The sequence below is a fragment of the Microbacterium soli genome (assembly GCF_039539005.1).
Lineage (GTDB): Bacteria > Actinomycetota > Actinomycetes > Actinomycetales > Microbacteriaceae > Microbacterium > Microbacterium soli.
Window position 1 is genome coordinate 209,414 of sequence record NZ_BAABCP010000002.1, and the last position, 23,014, is coordinate 232,427.

The 23,014-nt window shown below is 67.9% G+C and carries 19 protein-coding genes and 1 pseudogene; 10 read left to right on the forward strand and 10 right to left on the reverse strand.

All coding sequences use genetic code 11. The features are described from left to right. Positions 1-66 precede the first annotated feature (66 nt). Positions 67-675: a YceI family protein gene (locus ABD770_RS13135; protein ID WP_344820123.1), complete on the forward strand. Its 609-nt coding sequence runs from the start codon at positions 67-69 to the stop codon at positions 673-675. A 17-nt stretch (positions 676-692) separates the two neighbouring features. Here the strand turns inward: ABD770_RS13135 and zapE are convergent, their stop codons facing one another. Continuing rightward, entirely contained in the window at positions 693-1,793 is a 1,101-nt protein-coding gene (gene zapE, locus ABD770_RS13140) for a cell division protein ZapE (protein ID WP_344820124.1), read from the reverse strand. A gap of 135 nt (positions 1,794-1,928) precedes the next feature. Between zapE and ABD770_RS13145 the strand changes: the two genes are divergently transcribed. Both ABD770_RS13145 and ABD770_RS13150 read left to right on the forward strand, forming a co-directional pair. Then, positions 1,929-2,825, forward strand: coding sequence for a sulfurtransferase (locus ABD770_RS13145; RefSeq protein ID WP_344820125.1), 897 nt, complete (start codon positions 1,929-1,931; stop codon positions 2,823-2,825). Positions 2,826-2,843: 18 nt separating this feature from the next. Beyond that, positions 2,844-3,275, forward strand: a complete 432-nt coding sequence (locus ABD770_RS13150) for a SufE family protein (protein WP_344820126.1) — start codon at positions 2,844-2,846, stop codon at positions 3,273-3,275. Positions 3,276-3,340: 65 nt separating this feature from the next. Here ABD770_RS13150 and ABD770_RS13155 read toward each other — a convergent pair whose 3' ends face one another. After that, positions 3,341-4,516 (reverse strand): alpha/beta hydrolase family protein, encoded by a 1,176-nt coding sequence (locus ABD770_RS13155; RefSeq protein ID WP_344820127.1) that lies wholly within the window; start codon positions 4,514-4,516, stop codon positions 3,341-3,343. A gap of 25 nt (positions 4,517-4,541) precedes the next feature. On the opposite strand from ABD770_RS13155, the gene ABD770_RS13160 reads away from it, so the two are divergent. The 4 genes from ABD770_RS13160 to ABD770_RS13175 all read left to right on the forward strand — a co-directional run bounded on the left by ABD770_RS13160 (position 4,542) and on the right by ABD770_RS13175 (position 9,738). Then, the gene (locus ABD770_RS13160) at positions 4,542-5,123 is read left to right on the forward strand and encodes a DUF3000 domain-containing protein (protein WP_344820128.1); all 582 of its coding nucleotides are present in this window, start codon (positions 4,542-4,544) and stop codon (positions 5,121-5,123) included. Continuing rightward, positions 5,116-6,309 carry an HRDC domain-containing protein gene (locus ABD770_RS13165; RefSeq protein ID WP_425562770.1) on the forward strand — a complete coding sequence of 398 codons (1,194 nt, stop codon included), beginning with the start codon at positions 5,116-5,118 and terminating at the stop codon, positions 6,307-6,309. The genes ABD770_RS13160 and ABD770_RS13165 overlap by 8 nt, the downstream gene beginning before the upstream one ends. A 73-nt stretch (positions 6,310-6,382) precedes the next feature. Beyond that, positions 6,383-7,588, forward strand: a complete 1,206-nt coding sequence (locus tag ABD770_RS13170; RefSeq protein ID WP_344820129.1) for a thiolase family protein — start codon at positions 6,383-6,385, stop codon at positions 7,586-7,588. 8 nt (positions 7,589-7,596) lie between these two features. After that, positions 7,597-9,738, forward strand: a complete 2,142-nt coding sequence (locus tag ABD770_RS13175; protein ID WP_344820443.1) for a 3-hydroxyacyl-CoA dehydrogenase NAD-binding domain-containing protein — start codon at positions 7,597-7,599, stop codon at positions 9,736-9,738. A gap of 82 nt (positions 9,739-9,820) precedes the next feature. Here the strand turns inward: ABD770_RS13175 and dxs are convergent, their stop codons facing one another. Beyond that, entirely contained in the window at positions 9,821-11,764 is a 1,944-nt protein-coding gene (gene dxs / locus ABD770_RS13180) for a 1-deoxy-D-xylulose-5-phosphate synthase (protein ID WP_344820130.1), read from the reverse strand. 138 nt (positions 11,765-11,902) lie between these two features. Between dxs and ABD770_RS13185 the strand changes: the two genes are divergently transcribed. Continuing rightward, positions 11,903-12,574, forward strand: coding sequence for a hypothetical protein (locus ABD770_RS13185; protein ID WP_344820131.1), 672 nt, complete (start codon positions 11,903-11,905; stop codon positions 12,572-12,574). Positions 12,575-13,117: 543 nt separating this feature from the next. Here ABD770_RS13185 and ABD770_RS13190 read toward each other — a convergent pair. The 7 genes and pseudogenes from ABD770_RS13190 to ABD770_RS13220 all read right to left on the reverse strand — a co-directional run bounded on the left by ABD770_RS13190 (position 13,118) and on the right by ABD770_RS13220 (position 21,805). Then, positions 13,118-13,909: an MFS transporter gene (locus ABD770_RS13190; RefSeq protein ID WP_425562771.1), complete on the reverse strand. Its 792-nt coding sequence runs from the start codon at positions 13,907-13,909 to the stop codon at positions 13,118-13,120. 33 nt (positions 13,910-13,942) lie between these two features. Further along, complete coding sequence (locus ABD770_RS13195; protein ID WP_344820132.1) at positions 13,943-14,515, reverse strand: MFS transporter; 573 nt, start codon at positions 14,513-14,515, stop codon at positions 13,943-13,945. Between the two features lie 109 nt (positions 14,516-14,624). Beyond that, on the reverse strand, positions 14,625-15,434 hold the full coding sequence (locus ABD770_RS13200) for an enoyl-CoA hydratase-related protein (RefSeq protein WP_344820133.1): 810 nt from the start codon (positions 15,432-15,434) through the stop codon (positions 14,625-14,627). Positions 15,435-15,497: 63 nt separating this feature from the next. Next, positions 15,498-16,805: a TRAP transporter large permease gene (locus ABD770_RS13205; RefSeq protein WP_344820134.1), complete on the reverse strand. Its 1,308-nt coding sequence runs from the start codon at positions 16,803-16,805 to the stop codon at positions 15,498-15,500. After that, positions 16,804-17,877 (reverse strand): annotated as a pseudogene (locus ABD770_RS13210) (CoA transferase); the annotation flags it as partial. The gene ABD770_RS13205 and the pseudogene ABD770_RS13210, both read right to left, overlap by 2 nt. A gap of 102 nt (positions 17,878-17,979) precedes the next feature. Continuing rightward, positions 17,980-20,130, reverse strand: a complete 2,151-nt coding sequence (locus tag ABD770_RS13215) for an acyl-CoA dehydrogenase family protein (protein WP_344820135.1) — start codon at positions 20,128-20,130, stop codon at positions 17,980-17,982. A 226-nt stretch (positions 20,131-20,356) separates the two neighbouring features. Next, positions 20,357-21,805 (reverse strand): NAD-dependent succinate-semialdehyde dehydrogenase, encoded by a 1,449-nt coding sequence (locus ABD770_RS13220; RefSeq protein WP_344820136.1) that lies wholly within the window; start codon positions 21,803-21,805, stop codon positions 20,357-20,359. Positions 21,806-21,983: 178 nt separating this feature from the next. On the opposite strand from ABD770_RS13220, the gene ABD770_RS13225 reads away from it, so the two are divergent. Continuing rightward, positions 21,984-22,310: a hypothetical protein gene (locus ABD770_RS13225; protein WP_344820137.1), complete on the forward strand. Its 327-nt coding sequence runs from the start codon at positions 21,984-21,986 to the stop codon at positions 22,308-22,310. Between the two features lie 53 nt (positions 22,311-22,363). Then, positions 22,364-23,014 (forward strand): alpha/beta fold hydrolase, encoded by a 651-nt coding sequence (locus ABD770_RS13230; protein ID WP_344820138.1) that lies wholly within the window; start codon positions 22,364-22,366, stop codon positions 23,012-23,014.

The window sequence follows — 23,014 nt, forward strand, 5'->3', positions numbered from 1 at the left end:
GCTCGCTTGCTATCCTCGAACGGGCCTCTCGTCGTCCCGTCGGGAGCACGAGCACAGGAGTATCGCGTGATCGATCTCGAACAAGTCAATGGCGACTGGGTGTTCGACCCGGCGCACACCCGGATCGGCTTCTCCGCCAAGCACGCCATGGTGACCACGGTTCGCGGTGCCTTCAACGAGGTCAGCGGTCGGCTGCATGTCGACACCGAGCACCCGGAGAACTCGTGGGCCAAGGTGACCCTGCAGGCCGCCAGTGTCGACACCCGTGCCGCACAGCGCGATGACCACCTGCGCAGCCCGGATTTCTTCGATGTGGAGAAATGGCCGGAGATCACGTTCGTCAGCACGCACATCGAAGAGGTCGATGATCGCGCCTTCGGCGTCACGGGGGACCTGACGATCCGCGACGTCACCAAGCAGGTCATGATCCCCCTGGCACTGATCGGCGTGGAGACCGGTGCGGCCGGCGAGCTGCGCGCGGGCTTCGAGGGATCCCGACGCCTCAACCGACGCGACTTCGGACTGGTGTGGAACACCCCGCTCGACTCGGGCGGCGTGCTGGTCTCCGAGAAGATCACCCTCGAGTTCGAGATCTCCGCCGTCAAGAAGACGGCTGAGGACGACGTGAGCGCAGACGGGTCCGAGGACTCCGATGCGGACGGCACGGGCGCGTAGCGGCCGACGGCGTCTTCTCAGACGCCCGAGGGGTTCTCGGAGGCTCCGACGGCTTCGGCGGTTCGAGTCTCTTCGAGCGCGTGCGTGAGAGAGTTCAGGCGGGAGATCGCCCGAAGGTACTTCTTCCGGTAGCCGCCGCTGAGCATCTCCTCCGCGAACACGGCGTCCAGCGGAGCCCCCGTGGCCGCGACGGGCAGTTGCGCGTCGTACACCCGATCGACGAAGGCGACGAAGCGCAGCGCTTCTGACTGATCGGTGAGAACCCGGACGTCACGAAGGCCGACCAGTCGCAGTCCGTCGATCAGCCGGATGTATCGCGACGGATGCACCTGTGCGAGGTGCCGGATCACATCCACGAAGGCGTCGTCGGATGCGAGGCCGTGAGCAGCGCCGTCTGCGATGCAGCGGGTGTACTGCGACTGGTCGAGCACGACGGAGCTGCCGTCGATCGCTCGCTGCCGGTAGTCGACGCCGTCTATGCGCAGCGTCTCGAAGCTGTCCGACATCGCGTGGATCTCCCGCAGGAAGTCCTGCGCGGCGAAGCGGCCCTCGCCGAGGGCGTTCGGCGGCGTGTTGGAGGTGGCGGCGAGCTTCGTCCCGGAGGCCACCAGCTCTCCGAGAAGCCGCGTCATCACCATGGTGTCGCCGGGGTCGTCCAGCTCGAACTCGTCGATGCACAGCAGATCGGCTCCCCTGAGAAGATCCACCGTGTTGCGGTAGCCGAGTGCGCCGACGAGGGCGGTGTACTCGATGAACGAGCCGAAGTACTTCCGACGCGCGGGCAGCGCATGGTAGACGGATGCCAGCAGATGGGTCTTGCCGACCCCGAATCCGCCGTCCAGATAGACTCCGGGCTTCATCGGCGCAGGCTTCGGCGCCCGACGGAACAGACCGCCCCGTTTCGCGGCGCCGCGGTCCGGACCGCGGAGGCCGACGAAGCGCTGCAGCGTCTCCTTCGCGGCCTGCTGCGAGGGATAGGAGGCATCGGCCCGGTAGCTGTCGAAGGTGGCCCGACCGAACTGCGGCGGTGGGGTCAGGCTCGCCAGCATCTCCGGTCCGGTGACGTTGGGCGTGCGCTCGGTGAGGTGCACGACACCCGTGCTGTTCTGCTGGGTCATCACATTCCTGAGATCTGAAGTCATACTCGTGCGATCCGGATGCGCACCCGCCCGAACGGATCTATGGTCAAAGGGGACGGTTCGATTTTAGCCGTCGCCTGACCGCATCGCGTCCTGAATCAGAAGGAGCACCCTGTGACTGTCGAGTACGACAACACATCCGCAAAGTTCGCCGAGTACGCAGAGCCCGGCAGACTCGTCACCACCGAATGGCTCGCGGCCAACCTGGGCAAGCCCGGCCTCGTCGTCGTCGAATCCGATGAGGACGTGCTGCTGTACGAGACCGGGCACATCCCCGGCGCCGTCAAGGTCGATTGGCACACCGAGCTGAACGACCCGGTCGTCCGGGACTATGTCGACGGGGCGGGATTCTCCGAACTGCTCAGCCGGAAGGGCATCAGCCGCGACGACACCGTCGTCATCTACGGCGACAAGAACAACTGGTGGGCGGCCTACGCGCTGTGGGTGTTCTCGCTGTTCGGACACGAGGACGTGCGCCTGCTGGACGGCGGACGCGACAAGTGGATCGCGGAGGGCCGCGAGCTCACCAAGGACAAGACCGTCCGCCCGGTGACCGAGTACCCCGTCGTCGAGCGCGACGACTCCGTGCTGCGCGCGTACAAGGAGGACGTGCTGAAGTTCATCGGCAAGGGACCGCTGATCGATGTGCGCTCGCCCGAGGAGTACTCCGGCGAGCGGACCCACATGCCCGCCTACCCCGACGAGAGCTCTCTGCGCGGAGGTCACATCCCCACCGCGAAGAGCGTGCCGTGGAGCCGCGCAGTCGCCGAGGACGGCGGATTCAAGACCCGTGCCGAGCTCGAGGCGATCTACCAGGATGGCGCCGGCCTCAAGGAGGGCGACGACGTCATCGCCTACTGCCGCATCGGTGAGCGCTCCAGCCACACGTGGTTCGTTCTGCAGCATCTGCTGGGCTTCAAGAACGTGCGCAATTACGACGGATCCTGGACGGAGTGGGGCAGCGCGGTGCGTGTGCCGATCGTCGCCGGCACCGAGCCCGGTTCCCTCTGATCGTGGGAGAATCGCAGGGTGACTGACACACATCTGCCCGAGCGTCTGGCCGAGGTCCGTGAGGAGTTCCTGGAGCTGTCCGAAGAGGACCGCCTGGAGCTTCTGCTGGAGTACTCCGCCGAGCTCCCTCCGGTGCCCGAGCACCTCGCCGACCGTGTCGACATGTACGAGCGCGTCGCCGAGTGCCAGTCCCCTGTGTTCATCAACATCGAGGTCACCGGCGGCGTCGTCGCCATGCATGCGACGGCGCCGCCGGAGGCGCCCACGACGCGCGGCTTCGCAAGCATCCTCGTGCAGGGGCTCACGGGTCTCACTGCCGACGAGGTGCTGGCCATCCCGGGCGACTACCCGCAGACGATCGGGCTGACCAAGTCCGTCTCGCCACTGCGCATCGCGGGGATGACGGGCATGCTCGTGCGCGCCCAGCGACAGGTCGCCAGGAAGCGCTGACCACAGCGCCCGCAGGTTCGAGCTCGCCGCCCGGCCTGCAAGTTCATGCGCTCAGCGGCCTGCGCTCAGTGGGATTCGGAGACCAGCGCACGCGCTGTGAGCCAGTCGACGATCGCCGACGTCCAGCTGCTCTGGTCGTAGTTCCACAGCTTGGTGTGCCTCGCCCCCGTGAACGTCGGCATCGTCACCAGGTCGGGCCGCGCAGCCGCCAGCGCGTGCGACGCGTCGGAGGGCACGAACCCGTCGTCGTCGCTGTGCAGCAGCAGGATCGGCGTCTCGAGTTCAGAGGCACGGGACACCATGTCCAGGCGGTCGAATGCGATGGCGTGCTCCGCACCGCTCAGACGAGCCGTGAACGAATTCTCCAGTGCGCCCATCGCCAGCGCGGGCAGCGGCTCGCGCAGACCACCCTCACGCGCCTGGAAGCGCAGCACGGTCCGCCAGTCGACGACCGGGGAATCGAGGATGAGCGAGGCGATCCGTCCTCGGTGCGCGGATGACACCGCCGCCTGCAGGACGATCGCGCCCCCCATCGACCATCCCATGAGGATGACGCGCTGCGCGCCGTGACGCAGCGCGTGACCGATGGCCGCATCCACATCGTGCCATTCCGAGGCGCCCAGAGCATAGCTTCCCCCTCGGGAGGGCGGGGCCTCTCCGTCGTTGCGGTACGAGACGACCAGTGTCGGCAGCCCGAGGCGATGGAACACGGGCACGGCGCGCAGGCACTCCGCGCGTGTCGTCCCCCGCCCGTGCACCTGGATCACCCAGATGTCCGCGGGTGCGGCGCCGCTGACCGATGCGGGGAAGAACCACGCCGGGCAGGGACCGGCCGGCGTCCCGATCAGAACGTCCTCCCAGGGAAGGTGCAGCTCCTGCGGGCTCACGTAGTACCAGCCGCTGAACGCGGCATCACGATCGATCCGGGACCCCGGAGCGATCTGGGTGAGCAGCTTGCGCCGCACCGTGTGCGCACTGGCGCCGAGCACGGCTCCCAGTTTCACGTAGTCGTAGGTCCCGGTCGTGAACAGGCCGTAGCGGCCCGGCAACTCGGTGTCCAGCGTCCGATCCAGCTCGATGGTCTGCGCACCCGTGTCCACGGCGATGATGCGCGTGTCGTTGCGGCGCGAGGAAGGGGTGACCACGCGCCGCGCCGTGGCCAGCACCGTGACGGCCGCCGCCGCACCGATGGCCAGCAGCAGGGGGAGGACGACAGCTACGGCGTGCCTGAGACTCTTCATCGTCTCCTGACTCTAGCCTGTCCACGTGACCGCTCACCCGGATGCCGCCGCCGTCTTCGAGGCCGCGGCGAGTCAGTTGCGCGAGACGTCGTTCCGCGCCGACATCGTCGTGCGGGAGATCCCGTCGCCGGCGGGGCTCGCACCGTTCTCCCTGGCCCTGGCGGCGGATGTGCGTCCCGACGATCACGGCGACTCCGTCTACGGCACGGGCCGTCTCGTCCTGCTCCACGACCCCGAGGAGCCGGTTGCCTGGGGCGGCCCGTGGCGCGTCGTGGCCTTCGCCCAGGCGCCGCTGGAGCCGGAGATCGGCACGGATCCGCTGCTGGCCGATGTCGCCTGGTCCTGGCTGATGGATGCACTCGACTCCCACGACGCGCGTTACCACTCCGAATCCGGTACCACCACGAAGATCCTCTCGAAGGGCTTCGGCGGCCTCGCCGCGGATCGGGACGGAGCTCAGATCGAACTGCGCGCATCCTGGACACCTGACACTCCGCTGCGGCCGCATGTGGAAGCATGGGCGGAGTTGGTGGGGATGCTGGCGGGGCTTCCGCCGGGGTCCGAGGATGTCGCCGTGCTCGGCGCGAGAAGGGTGGAACGTGCCTGAATACTCCGTGATCGATGACCACGCGGAGTTCGAGGAAGCCTGCCGAGCGCTCACCGATGCCCACGGCCCCGTCGCCGTCGACGTCGAACGGGCATCGGGTTTCCGCTATTCCCAGCGTGCCTACCTCGTGCAGGTGTTCCGGGAGGGCGCCGGCGTCTTCCTGTTCGATCCGCCCGCTCTGGGTGATTTCATGCCGCTCCAGGCGGCGATCGGTGATGTCGAGTGGGTGTTCCACGCCGCCAGCCAGGACCTCCCGTCTCTGCGCGAGCTGGGTCTGGAGCCGCCGAGCATCTTCGACACGGAACTCGCATCGCGTCTGCTGGGCTGTGACGGCGTCGGGCTGGCTGCCGTCGTCGAGCGCACTCTGGGCATCACCCTCGCGAAGGCGCATTCGGCGGCGGACTGGTCCACTCGTCCGCTCCCCCAATCATGGCTGGAGTACGGCGCACTGGATGTGCTCCACCTCATCCGCGTTCGCGATATCCTCGCCGAGCAGCTGGCGGAGGCGGGCAAGACCGAGATCGCGGCTCAGGAGTTCCATGCGACGCTCACCAAGCCGCCGAAACCCCCGCGCGCTGAGCCGTGGCGGCGGCTCAGCGGCCTCCACAAGGTGCGCGGTGCCCGCCAGCTGGCGGTGGCGAGGGAACTGTGGACCGCTCGTGAGGAGTATGCGAAGGAGGTCGACGTGTCACCGGGAAGACTGGTGCCCGACCGTGCGCTGCTCGCTGCCGTCCTCGCGGCACCTGCGAGCAAGTCCGCTCTGGCGGGGCTGAAGGAGTTCACGGGGCGCGCCAGCCGGACGCAGCTGGATCGGTGGTGGGATGCCATCGAGCGCGGTCGCCGTACTGAAGAGCTTCCGCGGGAGCGGGTTCCCAGCGATGCGCCGCCCCCGGCACGATCCTGGGCGGATCGGAATCCCGAAGCCGATCTGCGGCTGAAGACCGCTCGCCCCGTCGTCGAGGCTCTGGCGACGAAGCTTCACATGCCGACGGAGAATCTGCTCACCCCGGACCATTTGCGAAGGGTCGCCTGGCAGCCGCCCGCGTTCACGGCCGACGCCATCGGATCCGCCCTCGAATCCCTCGGTGCACGGCCGTGGCAGATTGCACGTACCGCACAGAAGATCGCTGATGCATTTGTGGAAGCTCATCAAGCTGCTTCCGGAGAGATCCCCGCGGCTTCGTAGATTCGATCCAACCGATTCCTGAGCCCGGGCGCAGGATCCTAGGCTGGGTTCAACCCAACCAATGGAGGCAGGAGTGGCCGAGATCTCGGACGTCTTCTTCGTCGACGGAGTGCGCACGCCGTTCGGGCGCGCCGGCGAAAAAGGAATGTACTGGAACACCCGGGCGGATGACCTCGCCGTGAAGGCGACGATCGGTCTGATGGAGCGCAACCCCTCCGTCCCCGCGGACCGCATCGACGACGTCGCCATCGCCGCGACCTCGCAGACCGGCGATCAGGGCCTCACCCTCGGTCGCTCGGTCGCGATCCTCGCCGGCCTCCCGCAGAGCGTCTCGGGTCTTGCCATCGACCGCATGTGCGCAGGCGCCATGACTTCGGTGACGACCATGGGCGCCTCGATCGGCATCGGAATGTACGACCTCGCACTGGCGGGCGGAGTCGAGCACATGGGGCGTCACCCCATCGGCAGCAACGCCGACCCGAACCCGCGCTTCGTCGCGGAGCGGATGGTGGACCCCGGTGCTCTGAACATGGGAGTGACGGCGGAGCGCATCTTCGACCGATTCCCGCATCTGACGAAGGAGCGGTCCGACCGCTTCGGCATGCTCAGCCAGCACAAGGTGCAGGCCGCGTACGACGCCGGCAAGATCCAGCCCGACCTGGTGCCCATCGCGATCAAGGGCGCAGACGGAGCGTGGGGTCTGGCCACGGAGGATGAGGGACGCCGACCGCAGACCACCATGGAGGACCTCGCCGGTCTGAAGACGCCGTTCCGCCCGCACGGCCGCGTCACGGCGGGCACCTCCTCGCCGCTCACCGACGGCGCCACCATGTCGCTGCTGGCCGGCGACCGAGCCGTCAAGGAGCTCGGCCTCACGCCGAAGATGCGGATGGTGTCCTTCGCCTTCGCCGGAGTCCAGCCCGAGATCATGGGCATCGGCCCGATCCCGTCGACCGAGAAGGCCCTCGAGAAGGCCGGGCTCGACATCTCCGACATCGGCCTGTTCGAGCTCAACGAGGCCTTCGCGATCCAGGTCATCTCCCTGCTCGACCACTTCGGGATCGCCGACGACGACCCGCGTGTCAACCAGTGGGGCGGGGCGATCGCCCTCGGGCATCCGCTCGCCGCGACCGGCGTGCGACTGATGATCCAGCTCGCGGCGCAGTTCGCCGAGCGTCCTGACGTGCGCTACGGCCTGACCGCCATGTGCGTGGGGCTGGGTCAGGGCGGCTCGGTCATCTGGGAGAACCCGTTCTACGACGGCAAGAAGCGGAAGTGATGGCGGACATGACCAACTACGACGACATCGACTTCTCCCCGATCACTGCTCTCACCGACGGCGAGGTGGTCACGCACTCCCCCGTGCGCGACATCCGGCTCGCCTCCGGCAGGGTGCTCGCCCTGATCACCCTCGACAACGGGCGCGATCACACTCGGCCCAACACGCTGGGACCCGCGACCCTCACCGAGCTCGGCGAGACGCTCGAAGGGCTCAGGGCGCGTGCGGCCGCGAGCGAGATCCAGGCGGTCGGCATCACCGGCAAGCAGTACGTGCTCGCCGCCGGCGCCGATCTGTCCGGCATCAGCCGCGTGGGCTCCAAGGACAACGCCCGTCTCATCGCGCAGCTGGGACACAAGGTCATCGGCTCGCTCTCCGATCTGGGCGTGCCCTCCTTCGCCTTCGTGAACGGACTCGCGCTCGGCGGGGGCATGGAGATCGCGCTGAACTCGACGTACCGCACGGTCGATGCCTCGGCCGCGGCGCTCGCGCTGCCCGAGGTGTTCCTGGGCATCATCCCCGGTTGGGGCGGCGCCTACCTCGTGCCGAACCTGATCGGCATCGAGAACGCCCTCGAGGTGATCATCTCGAACCCGCTCAAGCAGAACCGGATGCTGAAGCCTCAGCAGGCCTTCGAGCTGGGGCTGTTCGATGAGATCTACCCCGCCGCGAACTTCCTGGAGGACTCACTGGCCTGGGCGGACGCCGTGCTCGGCGGCAGGAAGGTCGAGCGCAGGAACGCCCCGGGCAAGATCGAGCGCACGGTCAAGTGGCCGGTCGCCATCAAGATGGCTCGCGGCATGCTCGAGTCGAAGATCGGCACCGTGCCGCGCTCGCCCTACGCGGCGCTCGAACTGCTCGACAAGGCGAAGAGCGGCACGAAGGAGGAGGGTTTCGCCCGCGAGGACGAGGCACTGGCCGAACTGGTGACCGGCGACCAGTTCGCGGCCTCGATGTACGCCTTCGATCTGGTGCAGAAGCGTGCGAAGCGCCCTGTCGGTGCGCCCGACAAGGCGCTCGCGAAGAAAGTCACGAAGGTCGGCATCATCGGTGCGGGCCTCATGGCCAGCCAGTTCGCCCTGCTGTTCGTGCGAAAGCTGCAGGTGCCCGTGCTCATCACCGACCTGGACCAGGCTCGCGTGGACAAGGGCGTCGCGTACATCCAGGACGAGATCGGCAAACTCGAGGCCAAGGGCCGTCTGGACGGCGACACGGCCAACAAGCTGCGCGGCCTGGTCACCGGAACCACCGACAAGAGCCTGTACGCGGACTGCGACTTCGTGATCGAGGCGGTCTTCGAGGAGGTTGCCGTCAAGCAGGCGGTGTTCGGCGAGATCGAGCAGATCGTCACCGATGACACGATCCTCGCGACCAACACATCCTCGCTCTCGGTCGCGGAGATCGGCTCCCAGCTCGCGCATCCGGAGCGTCTGGTGGGCTTCCACTTCTTCAACCCGGTCGCGGTCATGCCGCTCATCGAGATCGTGAAGACGGATGCCACCACGGATGCGGCCCTCTCGACGGCCTTCGTGGTCGCGAAGGGCCTGGGCAAGAACGCCGTGCTGACGGCCGATGCGCCCGGCTTCGTCGTGAACCGCCTGCTCGCCAAGGTCATGGGAGAAGCCGCGCGCGCCGTGTACGAGGGCACGCCGGTCGTCGCGGTCGAGAAGGCGTTCGGGCCCCTCGGGCTCCCGATGGGCCCGTTCCAGCTGATCGATCTGGTCGGCTGGAAGGTCGCGGCGCACGTGCAGGACACCATGGTCCGCGCCTTCCCCGACCGCTTCTACGCCAATGAGAACTTCCACGCTCTCGCCGAGTTGGACGCGGTGGTGGAGAAGGACAAGGGCGGACGGGTGACGGGCTGGACGAAGGCCGCGGAGAAGGCGCTCAAGGGCCAGACCGGCTCCTCTCCGGCATCCGCCGAGACCATCCTGCGTCGGGTGCAGGACGGTCTGGCGCAGGAGATCCGGATCATGCTCGACGAGGGCGTGGTTCCGGAGGTCCAGGACATCGACCTGTGCCTGATCCTGGGCGCCGGCTGGCCGTTCATCGACGGCGGCGCTTCGCCGTACCTCGACCGCGAGGGAGCCTCGGAGCGCGTGTTCGGCGGCACCTTCCACACTCCGCCGATCCGCGGGATCGACGACTGATCAGCGCTGGTTGGATGGGGTCGCCCTTCTCGGGGCGGCCCCTTCTGCGCTCTGCGGAGGTTCCTCTTCCGAGACGTGAGACTCAGCCGCGGTCGTGGATCGGCAGTTCGATGGCGCCGGTCTCTCCCGTCTGACGCGCCACGGGGACGCGCTTTCCGAGCACCTGGGCGACGACGTCCTGAGCGATCTTCGCGGCCGTCAGACCGGCATCATGCAGGATCTGGTCACGAGTCGCGTGAGCGATGTACTCGTCCGGCACGCCCAGCTCGTCCACCGCCGTGTCGATGCCCGCCTCGCGCAGCACCTGCCGGACGCGCGTACCGACACCGCCGACGCGGATGCCGTCCTCGAGCGTGATCACCAGCCGGTGGCGTGCTGCGAGCTCCAGCACGGAGGGCTGCACGGGGATGACCCAGCGCGGGTCGATGACCGTCGCACCGATCCCCTGCGCGCGCAGCCGCGCGGCGACATCCAGTGCGAGAGCGGTGAACGGCCCGATCCCGACCAGCAGGACGTCCTCGGTCTCGTCCCTCGCGAGCACGTCGACGCCGTCCGCCATGCGCTCGATGGCGGGGAGACCCTCCGGCACGGTGCCCTTCGGGTATCGGATCACCGTGGGAGCGTCGTCGACGGCCGTCGCTTCACCCAGCAGCTCCTGCAGCCGTGTCGCGTCCCGCGGGGCGGCGATGCGGATGCCGGGCACGATCTGCAGCATGGCGAGGTCCCAGATGCCGTGATGGCTGGGCCCGTCGGGGCCGGTCACCCCGGCACGATCCAGCACGAACGTCACTCCGGCCCGGTGCAGCCCGACATCCATCAGCACCTGGTCGAACGCCCTGCCCAGGAAGGTCGCGTAGACGGCCACGACGGGATGAAGCCCCCCGAACGCCAGTCCCGCTGCCGAGGCGACGGCGTGCTGCTCGGCGATGCCGACGTCGTAGACGCGATTCGGGTAGCGTTCGGCGAACGGCGCGAGGCCCGTGGGGCGCAGCATAGCCGCGGTCATGGCGATGATCTTCTCGTCTCGGCCTCCGAGTTCCACCAGCGCGTCGGCGAACACGGAGGACCACGACCGGCCCGTCGACGCGGTCAGCGCGTCGCCCGTCTTCGGGTCGATCCGCCCGACCGCGTGGAACTGGTCGGCGACGTCATCGCGGGCGGGCTGGTAGCCGCGTCCCTTCTCCGTGATGACGTGGACGATCACGGGTGCCCCGTAGTCCTTCGCGAGACTGAGGGTCTCCAGCAGGGCGGGGATGTCGTGCCCGTCGACCGGGCCGAGGTACTTGATGTCGAGGTTGGAGTACAGCGCGACGTTGTTCGTGAAGCGCGACAGGAACCCGCGGGTCCCGCCTCTGACTCCGCGGAACAGCGCCCTGCCGAACGGACCGAATGCGCGGAAGAGCCGATCCGACTTGCGATGCATCTCGCGGTACGCGGCCGCGGTGCGCACCCTGTTGAGGTACCGGGACATGCCGCCGATGGTCGGCGCGTAGGAGCGACCGTTGTCGTTGACGACGATGACGAGGTTGCGCTCGTTGTCGTCGGAGATGTTGTTGAGCGCCTCCCAGGTCATGCCGCCGGTCAGCGCCCCGTCGCCGACGACGGCCACCACATGACGGTCCCCCCTGCCGGTCGCGGTCAGCGCGCGGGAGACGCCGTCCGCCCAGCTCAGCGAGCTGGAGGCGTGCGAAGACTCCACGACGTCATGCGGGCTCTCCGCGCGCTGCGGGTACCCCGCCAGACCGCCCCGGGATCGCAGCAGGGAGAAGTCCTGCCTGCCCGTGAGCAGCTTGTGCACATAGGACTGGTGGCCGGTGTCGAAGATGATCGGGTCCTCCGGCGACGCGAACACCCGGTGCAGTGCGATGGTCAGCTCCACGACACCGAGGTTGGGCCCGAGGTGCCCGCCGGTGCGGGCGACGTTCTCGACGAGGAAGGTCCGGATCTCAGCGGCGAGTTCGGTCAGCTCCTCCGGGGCGAGTCGATCGAGGTCTCTGGGACCGGTGATGGTCGGCAGGATCGGCATGGGCGCTCCTCCGCGATTCGACGATGGCGCGGGCCGGCGATCCGCGCGAACCCGTTCAGTCTATCTCCGAGTCGCTGAGTGTTCGGCATGCGGCGGGCCGCGCCTCCGGCCGTCGGCTGTCATGTCAGGGTGGCAGGCATGAGCATTCGTCCACTGGCCGTCCTCTCCGCCACCGCCGTCGCGCTGGCCCTGACCGCGTGCACAGCGCCTCCGACTCCCGCGGCGACCTCCGCGCCGCCGCCGGCGGAGGCCGCGGAGGTCGTGACGGCTCCGACTCCCGAGGTCGAGCCGCCGCCGGACCCGGACAGCTGCGATGCGCTCGGCTGGACCACGGCGGGCACGGATCAGCGGCTCGTCGGGGACGTCCACGACCGCGGTGCGCGCGCACTCGCGGCCGGTGCGGTCGGCCACGACTCCGAAGGACGGATCGTCACGTACACGGTCGCCGCGGGCGACGCACCGGATGCGATCGGGGAACGCCTCTGCATCCGCAACGCCGGTTCGCTGGCGGAGCTCAACCACACGCGCACGATCCACCCCGACCAGGTGCTGCGGATCTTCCACGACCCCGCCGTGCCCGTGGTGCCCTACTACAACCCGCGCGACGCGGAGCCGGGATTCGCCCAGATCCCGTACCAGCAGGCCATCGAGGCGATGGGTGCGGCCGCCGACGCGGGTGACGTCGCCACATTGCGGAAGATCTGGCAGGACACGTTGTCCGGCATGTTCGTCAATGCCGACACAAGAGCGCAGATCCAGAGCGAGATCGATGCGGGAGACGTCGACGTCCTCCGCCAGATGTTCTCGTAGCCCACGTCGAAGCAGCGCGCCCCGCCCGGCATGAGCCGGACGGGGCGCCGTGTCTCGCCGCGGATCAGACCAGCGAGCGGAGAACGTACTGGAACGTGCTTCGCAAACTATGTGAATCGGCCTGGGTTTGTCGGAGGTCATGATCTGACACGAAAGTGAGAATTGAGATCATGCCAGCAACCATGAAACCGTATGAAGGTTCGTTGCGTTCATGACAGCGGCTGATGGCTGGCCCCGGGGATGCGATATTCACCCTCAGGCACCGGCTTGCCGGGATCGCCGACCGGCGCCTGCGAAAGGGGCGCCTCGACCCGACCGCATACCTGGGCCTCGACCAGGACGACACACAGTGTACTCATCATCAGCCCCATAGCCGGCCTGCTTTCGGCCAGTACGATCGTGGCGCGGTATTGCCGCTGTCATCTCACTGGGCGGAGACGGGATGAGCCTGGACACGATCCACCGGCGAGACGTGCAGGACTTCGGGCGGCGGCGCTCGGCCGCAGGGCTCGGAGAGGCGTGCGCTCGTCGGGGCGCCGCGAATCACGACCCTCGGGTCGAGCCGCCCGGTCGCGCGTACCTCGGCAGGAACCACGCGAGCACCACCACGGACACCATCAGCACGAGCGCGAGGACGTTGACCGCCGCGATCTCGGACCACCGCGGATACAGCACGCCCTCGATGAGGACCGTACCGGCGAGCACGGCCGCGACGGTGGCGCTGGACGTGGACGTGCCGACCATGCGGATGAGCGCGTTGAAACCGTTCGCCGACGCCGTCTCGCTCTGGGGCACCGCGGACATGATGAGCATCGGCATCGCCGCGTACGCCATCGAGATGCCGAGCGTCGTCACGCTGTATCCGATCGTGATCTCGAGCGGGCTCCCGTAGGCGAAGATGCGGATGACGAAGCCGAGAATCGCGATTCCCGCGCCGATCCCGAGGACGAGCCTTCCGCCGAACCTGCCGAGCAGGTAGCCGTTGACCGGGGAGAGGAACACGGACGCGATGCCGATCGGGAAGAGCCAGAGCGCGCTCTCGGATACCGAGAGACCCATGCCGTAGCCGGTGGCCGGCGGGAGCTGCAGTTGCTGCATCGCGAAGAGGTTGTTGACGAACATGCTGAAGCCGACGAGGAGCCCGCTGACGTTCGTGAGCATGACCGGTTTGCGCAGGGTCGATCGCAGGTCGACGAGGGGATTCGCGCTCCGCAGTTCGAACGGGATCCAGAGCGCGAGCCCGACGACCACGACCGCGACGCAGGCGAGGCTCGGAGCGCTCGTCCATCCCCACGTGCGCCCCTTGGAGATCACGAGCAGCAGCGCCGCGATCACGACGGTGAAGAAGACCGCGCCGACGTAATCGAATCAGCCGCCGGTGCGGATCGGCGTGGTCGGCACGAACACGATCGTGGCGATCACGAGGGCGGCCGTCACGCCCGCGGTGACCCAGAACACGGAGGACCAGCCGAGGGTGTCGTTGAGGACCCCCGCGAGCGGCATGCCGATGGCGCCCCCGATGCTCAGCGTGGCGCTCTGCAGGGCGACCGCGGTTCCGAGCCGGTTGGAGGGGAGCACGTCGCGCAGCACGCTGATGCCGATCGGGATGAGGGTCATGCCGAAGCCGGAGAAGCCGCGCCCGATCAGGAGAGTGACGAAGTCGGCTCCGAACGCGGAGATCACGGATCCGACGGTCAGCAGGATCAGGGAGGTGAGCAACGCTCGGCGCTTGCCGTACATGTCCGCGAGGCGGGACATGACCGGCACGCTGACGGCGCCGATCATGAGGGTGACGGTGATGAGCCAGCCGGCATCGTCGCCCGTGATGCCGAGGGCGCGTGGGAAGCCCGGCAGGAGCGGGATGACGAGTGTCTGATTGAGCGAGGCCGCCAGCCCGCTCAGCGCGATAACCCCGGTGATGAGCCACGGGGGCGCAGGCACGACACGCATGTTCGACGTCCCGCCTTTCTTCATTGAGAACGGCGTTGCCCCCGATCCAGCGATCGCGGGGCAACGCCGTGGGACTACCGTCCCGACCAGTTCGGTGGGACTACCGTCCCGACCAGTTCGGCTTGCGCTTCTCCGCGAAGGCCCGGGGGCCCTCCTTGGCGTCCTCCGAAGCCGAAACCTCCCTCATCAGCACCTCGGTCGCCGCCCAGCCAGCGGCATCCGCGGGGCGTTCGCCGTCGACCGTGTAGCCGAGCGCGAGGCGCTTGTGCGCCTGGACCGAGAGCGGGGCGTTCTCCCCGATCTGCTCGGCGAGGGCGATGGCGGCGTCGACGACCTCGGCCTGCGGGACCACCCGGTTGATGAGGTTGAGCGCGAGTGCGCGCTCCGCGTCGATGGGCGTGCCCGTGAGCAGCATTTCCATGGCGACGACCGGCGCGATGCGCTGGCTCAGGCGGAACGCTCCGCCGGCCGCCGCGACGAGGCCGACCTTCGCCTCGGTCAGGCCGAAGATGGCGGTCTCGCTCGCGACGACGAGGTCGGCCGCCAGCACGAGCTCCATGCCGCCGCCGAGCGCGGTGCCGTTCACCGCGGCGATCGTCGGCTTCTTGACCGGATGGTTGGCGAAGCCGGCGAAACTCCACTCCGCGTACTTCCCGTCGGGGACGATCTGCTCGCCCCGGGCGATCGCCTTCAGATCCGCGCCGGCGGAGAACGACTTGTCCCCGGCACCGGTGATGACGATGGCGCGGATGTCGTCGTCGCGCTCCGCCTCCTCGAGCGCGTCGCCCACGCCGATCCATACCGCCTGGTTGCACGCGTTGCGCGCCTCCGGCCGGTTGATCGTGATGAGCATCGTGTGACCGCGGCGCTCGACGAGCACCTCGTCGCCGGGCTGGACTTGATCATTCATGGAGTGCTTTCCTCTCATATTTCTGGGTCGAATCTCGTGGCTCTCAAAGATGCAGTCCTCGGACTACCGCGCCATCATCTCCGGTAGCCAAAGCGCGATATCGGGAACGAAGATCAAGATGATGCAGGCGACGATCGCCATCGGAAGGAACCAGCCTACCGACGCGAAGACGTTCCCCAAGGTGATCTTCTGCCCCATGTTCACGTCCGGCGATTGCACGATCTTGTGCACGATGAACGAGAGCATGCCGACCGGTGGAGTGAGGATTGCAAGTTCGCCGAGGAACACGCAGAACACCCCATACCAAAGCAACGAGATGTCCATTGCTTCCAGAGTCGGAATGAGCATCGGCACGGTCAGTAGAAGGATCGACAGCGGATCCATGAACATCCCTAGGACCAGGTACGCGACCATGATGACCAGAAGCAACTCGACCCGCCCGAGCCCCATAGCGATCACCCAGTCGGTGAATGCGACCCCAAGTCCCGTAAGAGAGAGCATGGTGCCGAACATCGCGGCGCCAATGATCAAAATGAAGATCGAACCCACCGAGGAAACGCTCTCAACTGCTGCGACTCGCACGGCCTTCATCGGCTTCTTGCCTCGGAGAGCGAAGAGCGTAATGACCAGCGCTCCAAGCGCTCCGGCCACCCCTGCTTCGGTCGCCGTGAGGATTCCGCTAAACATTCCGCCGATGATGATGACCATGAGCACCGGCAGCGGCCAGATCTTCCCAAGACTCGTCCAGCGGTCCTTCCACGTGGAAGGCTCACGATCCGCGCCTTTGCCGCGACCGGCCATTGAGGGTCTCAGGATGGAGAATGCAAGGATCATGACGGCCATCAGCAGCGCGACAAGGATGCCCGGGCCGAAGCCGGCCATCAGCTGGGGGCCGACGGGCACCTCAGCGATGCCGGCGTAGACGATCAAGAACACGCTCGGCGGGATGAGCTGGCCCGGAAGACCCGCGACGATCACTGCTCCCGTTGCGAGCCTCTTGTCATACCCTTGGTTGAGCATTTGAGGAATACCGATGCGTGCGAGCGCGTAGGTAGTGCTTATCGTGGATCCGCTCATCGCGGCAAGGCCGGTGCCGGCAAAGTTGGTGCTGATGGCAAGACCGCCGGGTAGCCAGCCCAACCATTTGTTCGCAACCCCGTAGAGCGAATCGGTGATGCCAGACCGCCAGTGCAGCAAGCCCATGAGCACGAAGAGCGGAATCACGCTGAGCGACCATGATGCGACCTCGTCGTAGGGCATCGTCTGCAGCATAGTGACGACGGCCCGCGGCCGTAGCGCGAGGACGCCCACGACGGACGGGATGGCGAGCGCAAACGCGACCGGTATTTTCAGGAACATCAGGACCAGCATGAGTACGACGCTTTTCGTAGTGAACCGGAACACCGGGCATCGAGACCTCGCCGAGCTCCTCGTCGATGCGGGTGACGAAGCCGCCGTTCGCGGCGATAATCTCCCCCTCGGTCCACTCCTGCCGCGTCTGAATCGCGGCCGCGGCGACATTGTTCTCGGCGAACAGGTCGAGCCAGTGCTGGGTCGGCTCGGCCGCGAAGTGAGCTTCGAGCGCCGCGTTGACCACGCGGCCGGCGGCTTCGTCGCCCAGGACCTTATAGAAATCGCCATCGATCTCGAGAAAGGCGAGCACGTCGGCGCGTCCGATCACCGTGAGCGCACGAAGGAGCAGATCCGGCGTGAGCGTCGCGAGGAAGAACCAGCGGCCGTCGCTGCCCTGATAGAAACGCCAGTTCGGTCCGCGGCGATGACGAGACGGTCGCACCATCGGCGCGTCGAGGGTATCGAGTGTCATGGCGGTCAGCACGGCCGTGGAGGCCTGCAGCCCGCTGCCGGTCACGCCGTAGCCGTACCCGTTCGCTTCGAGCCCCTGCAGTCCCGCGAGCGCCGCGGCCGCGCCGAGCGCCCCGTGCACCTGCGTGATGTTCGACACCACGGGCGCCACGGGAATGCCTGGCCGAGTCCCCGGGTACTGGCAGGCGACGCCGCCGACTGCGGCGAGCAGGAGCGGGTCTTCGGCGAGTTCCGCCCATTCCCCGCGGGGACCGTACGGCGGCAGCCACACGTAGACGATCCCGCGCCTCTTGGGGTCCAGGTCCTGCTCGCGAATCCCGAGCTCGGCGAGTTTCGAAGGCGCGCGATCGACGATGAAGATGTCCGCGCCCTCCACGAGGGAGGCGATCTCGGATTCATCGACATCGACGAGACGCTTGCCCCTGTCCCAGCTCACGTCTCCCGGCTCCCGGATCTCGGGGCGCTCCGCGCCCGTCGACACGGCTCGTACGACGTCGGCACCGAAGTCCGCGAGCAACTGACCCGCGATGCGCGCCGGTCGGGAATAGCTGAACTCGAGCACGCGAACGCCCGCGAGCGGCTTTTCTAATCCTTGCTCCATTGCAATGGACGTGTTCATTGTTGATCGCTTTCTCCGAAGATAGATGACATCAGCATTGAAGCTTTCGTATTCAGTTATGCGGCTTCGTTCCTCCAAACATGACCGCGTGCGGCGAGGCAGCTACTTGTTGAGCGGATCCCGAGGCAGGCCGAGGATGCGCTCCGCGATGACGTTCCGCGTGACCTCGGAGGTTCCGCCGGCGATGCTGTAGCAGCGCGCGAAGAGGTACTCGTACGACAGCGTCGGCCGGAGCCCCGTCACGCCCGCGGTGCCGGCGATCCGCATTCCGAGCTCGGTGACGTTCTGGGAGTGCTCGGCCGAGAGCAGCTTCCCGATGTTCCCCTCGACGCCCGGGCCGGAGGCCTGCACCGCGCGAGCGACGCTGCGAAGATTGAGCAGGCGCATGGTGTGCTCCTCGACGAGCATCTCGGCGGCGGCCCGCGTGAACCAGGTGTCCTTCTCGACGCCCGAGTCCGCGATGACCGACGGGAGGTCGCCCGCCTCGAAGCGCGCGCTGTTCCCGGCGCCGATCGAGACGCGCTCGTTCCCGAGCGTCGCGCGCGCGACCTTCCAGCCGTCGTTGACCGCGCCGACCACGTCCGCATCGGGGACGAACACGTCGTCGAAGAAGACCTCGTTGAAGAGCGCGTCCCCGCTCATCTCGCGCAGCGGCCTGACCTCGACGCCCTCGGACTGCATGTCCACGACCATCGCGGTGATGCCCTTGTGCTTGGGGGCGCTCGTATCGGTCCGCACCGTGATCAGGCCGCGGTTGCTGTTCTGCGCCCCGCTCGTCCACACCTTCTGGCCGGTCAGGCGCCAACCGCCGTCGACCTTCACCGCGCGAGTCGACACGGCCGCCGCGTCGGATCCCGCCCCCGGCTCGCTGAACAGCTGGCACCAGCTGTAGTCCCCGTAGAGCGTCGGCATGACCCAGCGTTCGACCTGTTCCTGCGTCGCCTCCTGGATGAGGGTGATCAGCACCCACGTGATGCCCATGAACGGCAGTTCGAGGTCGCCGAGCTCCTCCTCGATGATGAGCTGCTCCACGGGGTCGGCACCGCGACCGTAGGGCTTCGGATAGTGCGGGAACATGTAGCCGGAATCCGCCCAGAGCCGGCGCTTCGCGTCACCGCTCGTCGCCTCGAACTGCTTCCGGAACTCCCGGGCCTCAGCGCGGTAGGCCTCCGCCTCTTCGGGCAGGTCGATCGTGTACTTCCGGGTGTGGCCCGCGGCGGCCCAGCCGTAGATCTCGTCGAGCACCTCCCCCTCCGGGGCGACCAGCGCGGCGAGCGCCCGCGCCCGACGGATGTACAGGTGAGCGTTGTGCTCCCAGGTGAAGCCGATGCCGCCGTGGATCTGGACGTTCTGCTGCGCGTTCTCGATGAACGCGCGAAGCGCCTGAGAGATCGCGACATCGGCCGCGATGGCGAACTGCGAATTGTCGACGCTCGTCCGCGCGGCATCCCACACGGCGGCGACGGCCTGCTCGTTCGCGACGAGCATGTTCGCGAGATGATGCTTGATGGCCTGGAACGAACCGATGGTGCGGCCGAACTGCTCGCGCACCTTGGAATACTCGAGCGCCTGCTCGAGCACCGCCGCGGAGGCGCCGATGGCCTCGGCGGCGAACGCCAGGCGGGCCACGTGCTGGGCGGTCCACCCGGCACCGGCGACGACGACGACCTGGTCGGCTGCGAGGTCGAGCGCCGCCTCTCCCAGCTGGAGCGAGGGGTCGAGACTGTTCTCGAGCGGGTTGAGCGTCACCCCCGCCGCGGAGGGCTCGATGAGCAGGAGGTCCTCGCCGTTGACGACGGCCAGGAGGTCGGCCGTGAGCCCCGCGATGACCGGTCCCGTGCTGCCGGTGAGTCCGCGCGAACCGGCGGAGAGATCTGCGGAGAGGCCCAGGCCCACGCGCGATTCCCCGCTGGCGAGCTTCGGGAGGAAACGCTCCTTCACCTCGTCCGTGGCATCCTCGAGGATCGCCTGCGTCACTGCGACCGACGCCGCCACCCCCGCGCCGCTCAGCCCGCGGCCGAGCTCCTCGAGGACGACGGCCGACTCCGCCAGGCTGAAGCCCTCGCCGCCGTTCTCCTCCGAGAGGTGCAGGCCGAGCAGGAACTGCTCGCCGAAGCGGGTCCAGAGGCGAGCCTCTCCGGAGAGGTCCCCGTCGTACGTTGCGCGAACGGTCGACAGCGCATCTTCGGCTTCAAGCAGGGCGCGGACCGACTGCGCGAGATCCTGGTGTTCTTCGGTGATTGGCAGTGCCATGGGTGTCTCCACATCATTGTGCTCGAAGTGTTCGAAGGTGCGGCCGTTGCAGGAGCCTGACCGCTCGTCAGCTTACCATTACCGTACCTCTTTCGGTAACTGCATCCGCGGCGCCCGGGACACCGCGCGAGGCGGCGCCGAGCGACGGCGGACGGGTGCGTCTCCCGCCCGATCGTGCGGTGGGTGTGCGGGAGGCGCCCCGCCGCCCGCACACCCACCGGAACGGCTAGACGGAGAGGCCGATCAGCTTCACGTCCAGGTACTCGAAGATCCCCTCGGCGCCGCCTTCGCGGCCGAGCCCGCTGTCCTTCACCCCGCCGAACGGCGCGGCGGCGGAGGTCGGGTTGATGTCGTTCACGCCGACCATCCCGAAACGCAACTTCTCGGTGGCCCTGATCGCCGTGGAGAGATTGTTGGTGTAGACGTAGGCGGCGAGACCGTACTCGGTGTCGTTCGCCCACTCGATCACCTCTTCCTCGGTGTCGAAGGGCGTCACCGCGGCGATCGGGCCGAACGTCTCCTCGGAGGAGATCAGCATCTCGGGAGTCACGTCCGCGAGCACCGTCGGGCTGTAGAAGTTCTCGCCGGCCAGGCCGTCGACCGACACCCGCTCGCCGCCGGCGAGGACGCGGGCGCCCTTCCCCCGGGCGTCCTCGACCTGCTCGACCATCTTCGCGGTCGCCCGGTCGTCGATGAGCGGGCCGATCGACACGCCGGGCTCCGTGCCGCGCCCGATCTTCAGCGCGGCGACCCGCTTCTGCAGCGTTTCCAGGAAGGTGTCGTAGATCGACCGATGCACGTAGATGCGGTTCGGGCTGATGCACGCCTGACCCATGTTGAGAAACTTGACGAGCGCGGCGCCCTTCGCCGCGTGCACCGGATCCGCGTCCGGGAAGACGATGAACGGGGCGTGACCGCCGAGCTCAACCGATACCCGCTTCATGGCCTCGCTCGCCTGACCCGCGATCTTGCGACCCACCGCGGTCGAACCCGTGAACGTGATCTTGCGCACGTCGCGGGACTCGATGAAGGCGTCGCCCACCTCGGACGCGCGGCTCGAGGTGACCTGGTTGATGACACCGTCGGGCACGCCGGCCTCGCGGAAGATCTCCAGCGTGGCGGCCGCACACAGGGGCGTCAGCGCCGCCGGCTTCAGCACCGAGGTGCAGCCCGCCGCCAGTGCCGGACCGATCTTGCGGGTGATCATGGAGATGGGGTAGTTCCAGGGCGTGATGGCCGCGATCACGCCGACCGGCTGATGAATGGTTACGAAGCGCTGATCGGCGCGGGCGGACGCGATCGTCGACCCGCCGATGCGGAGGGCCTCGCCGGCGAACCAGCGCAGGAAGTCGGCCGCGTACCCGACCTCGTTGCGGGACGCCTTCAGTGGCTTCCCCTGCTCCTTCGTCATGAGCTGCGCCAGTTCTTCCTGCCGCTCGCGCATCAGGTCGTGTGCGCGCTGGAGGATCTCGGCCCGCTGATACACCGTCGTCGACGACCACGCGGGGAAGGCCTCGGCCGCCGCGGCGATCGCAGCATCGGCGTCGGCGCGCCCCCCGTCCGAGGCGTGACCGATCACTTCCCCGGTGCTGGGATCCGTCACCTCGAAGCTGCCGCCGCCGATGGCTTCGCGCCATTCGCCGTTGATGAAAATCGTCGTTGCTGGCTGGTTCATGCTTTCCCTCGCTTCATCGCACTTCGTCGTACCCTGCGGCGCGACTCTGCGCTAGTTTGATCGTAAACGGGCGGATAAACGCACACATCCCGTGCACTACGGTGATCCTTACGGTACCATTTTCCACACACACGCCTTCCCTGTCCAGTTCGCACGCACCCGCACGAAGGAGAACCCCATGACGACTTCAGTGTTCATCGCAGAGGCCAGCCCCGCCAGCCCGGACCGCGAAGACGAGTTCAACGACTGGTACACGACGACGCACATCCCCGAGGTTCGTTCCGCGATCCCCGAGGTCACCGCGGTCTCCCGCTACCGGACCTGGAAGGCGGATCAGGACGGTCCCGCGCGCTACATCGCCGTCTACGAGGTCGACGGCCTCTCGGCCGCCGAAGCTGCGGCGAAGCTCGGCGCGGCGGTTCCCACCTTCACCGCCGGGCCGATGATCACCGAGGGGGAGCACGCCTCCGTCCTCACCTTCGCCGACAGCGCCGGCGCCAACTGACGGTGCCGCGCCACGACGGGCCCCGCACGGCCCCCGACCGGAAGAGCGAAGCGGTGGTGTTCGTGCACGGCTTCGGCTCGACGCACGACGCCACCTGGGGCGTGCCGGGCTGGCCCGAGCTGATGGAGGACATCGGCTACCGCGTCGTTCCGTTCGGCCTGCCCGGGCACGGTGACACCCCCGTGCCCGGGGGCACGGACGACGACACCCTCGACGAGCTGCTCGGGGTCGCCCGGCGCGAAGGGGCCGTCTCCGCGGTCGGTTTCTCGGCCGGCTCCCTCTTGCTGCTGCGCGCCGCCGTCCGCGATCCCGGCGCCTTCGAACGGCTCGTCCTCATCGGCATCGGCGACGGGATGTGGGCCGACCCGTCCGGCTTCTCCTCGCTCGCCGACACCCTGACGGCCGACGAACCGGACGCCTCGACCGCCCTGCTGCGCCAGCTCGCCGAGCGCGCGGGCAATTCCCTCGAATCGATCGCCGCCTACGCGAGGTCCGCGGCGCCGCCGCCGCCGTTGCCGAGCCTGCAGCGTCTCGACGCCGACGTCCTCGTGATCCTCGGGGACGAGGACACGGTGGGCCCGGCCGACGCGCTCGTGTCGGCGCTGCCGCGCGCGACCCTCACGTCCCTTCCGCGCACGGACCACTATCGCGCACCGTCCTCGCCGGAGGCGATGAGCGCAGTCCTCGACTTCTTCGCCCGGTAG

What these genes read in the sequence shown, in the direction of transcription:
- ABD770_RS13205 (WP_344820134.1), bottom strand. Translation starts at nt 16,805, where the DNA reads ATGCTGGTCCTGATGTTCCTGAAAATACCGGTCGCGTTTGCGCTCGCC.
- dxs (WP_344820130.1), bottom strand. Translation starts at nt 11,764, where the DNA reads ATGCCGATCCTGCCGACCATCACCGGTCCCAGAGACCTCGATCGACTC.
- zapE (WP_344820124.1), bottom strand. Translation starts at nt 1,793, where the DNA reads ATGACCCAGCAGAACAGCACGGGTGTCGTGCACCTCACCGAGCGCACG.
- ABD770_RS13215 (WP_344820135.1), bottom strand. Translation starts at nt 20,130, where the DNA reads ATGGCACTGCCAATCACCGAAGAACACCAGGATCTCGCGCAGTCGGTC.
- ABD770_RS13175 (WP_344820443.1), top strand. Translation starts at nt 7,597, where the DNA reads ATGACCAACTACGACGACATCGACTTCTCCCCGATCACTGCTCTCACC.
- ABD770_RS13225 (WP_344820137.1), top strand. Translation starts at nt 21,984, where the DNA reads ATGACGACTTCAGTGTTCATCGCAGAGGCCAGCCCCGCCAGCCCGGAC.
- ABD770_RS13220 (WP_344820136.1), bottom strand. Translation starts at nt 21,805, where the DNA reads ATGAACCAGCCAGCAACGACGATTTTCATCAACGGCGAATGGCGCGAA.
- ABD770_RS13155 (WP_344820127.1), bottom strand. Translation starts at nt 4,516, where the DNA reads ATGAAGAGTCTCAGGCACGCCGTAGCTGTCGTCCTCCCCCTGCTGCTG.
- ABD770_RS13200 (WP_344820133.1), bottom strand. Translation starts at nt 15,434, where the DNA reads ATGAATGATCAAGTCCAGCCCGGCGACGAGGTGCTCGTCGAGCGCCGC.
- ABD770_RS13185 (WP_344820131.1), top strand. Translation starts at nt 11,903, where the DNA reads ATGAGCATTCGTCCACTGGCCGTCCTCTCCGCCACCGCCGTCGCGCTG.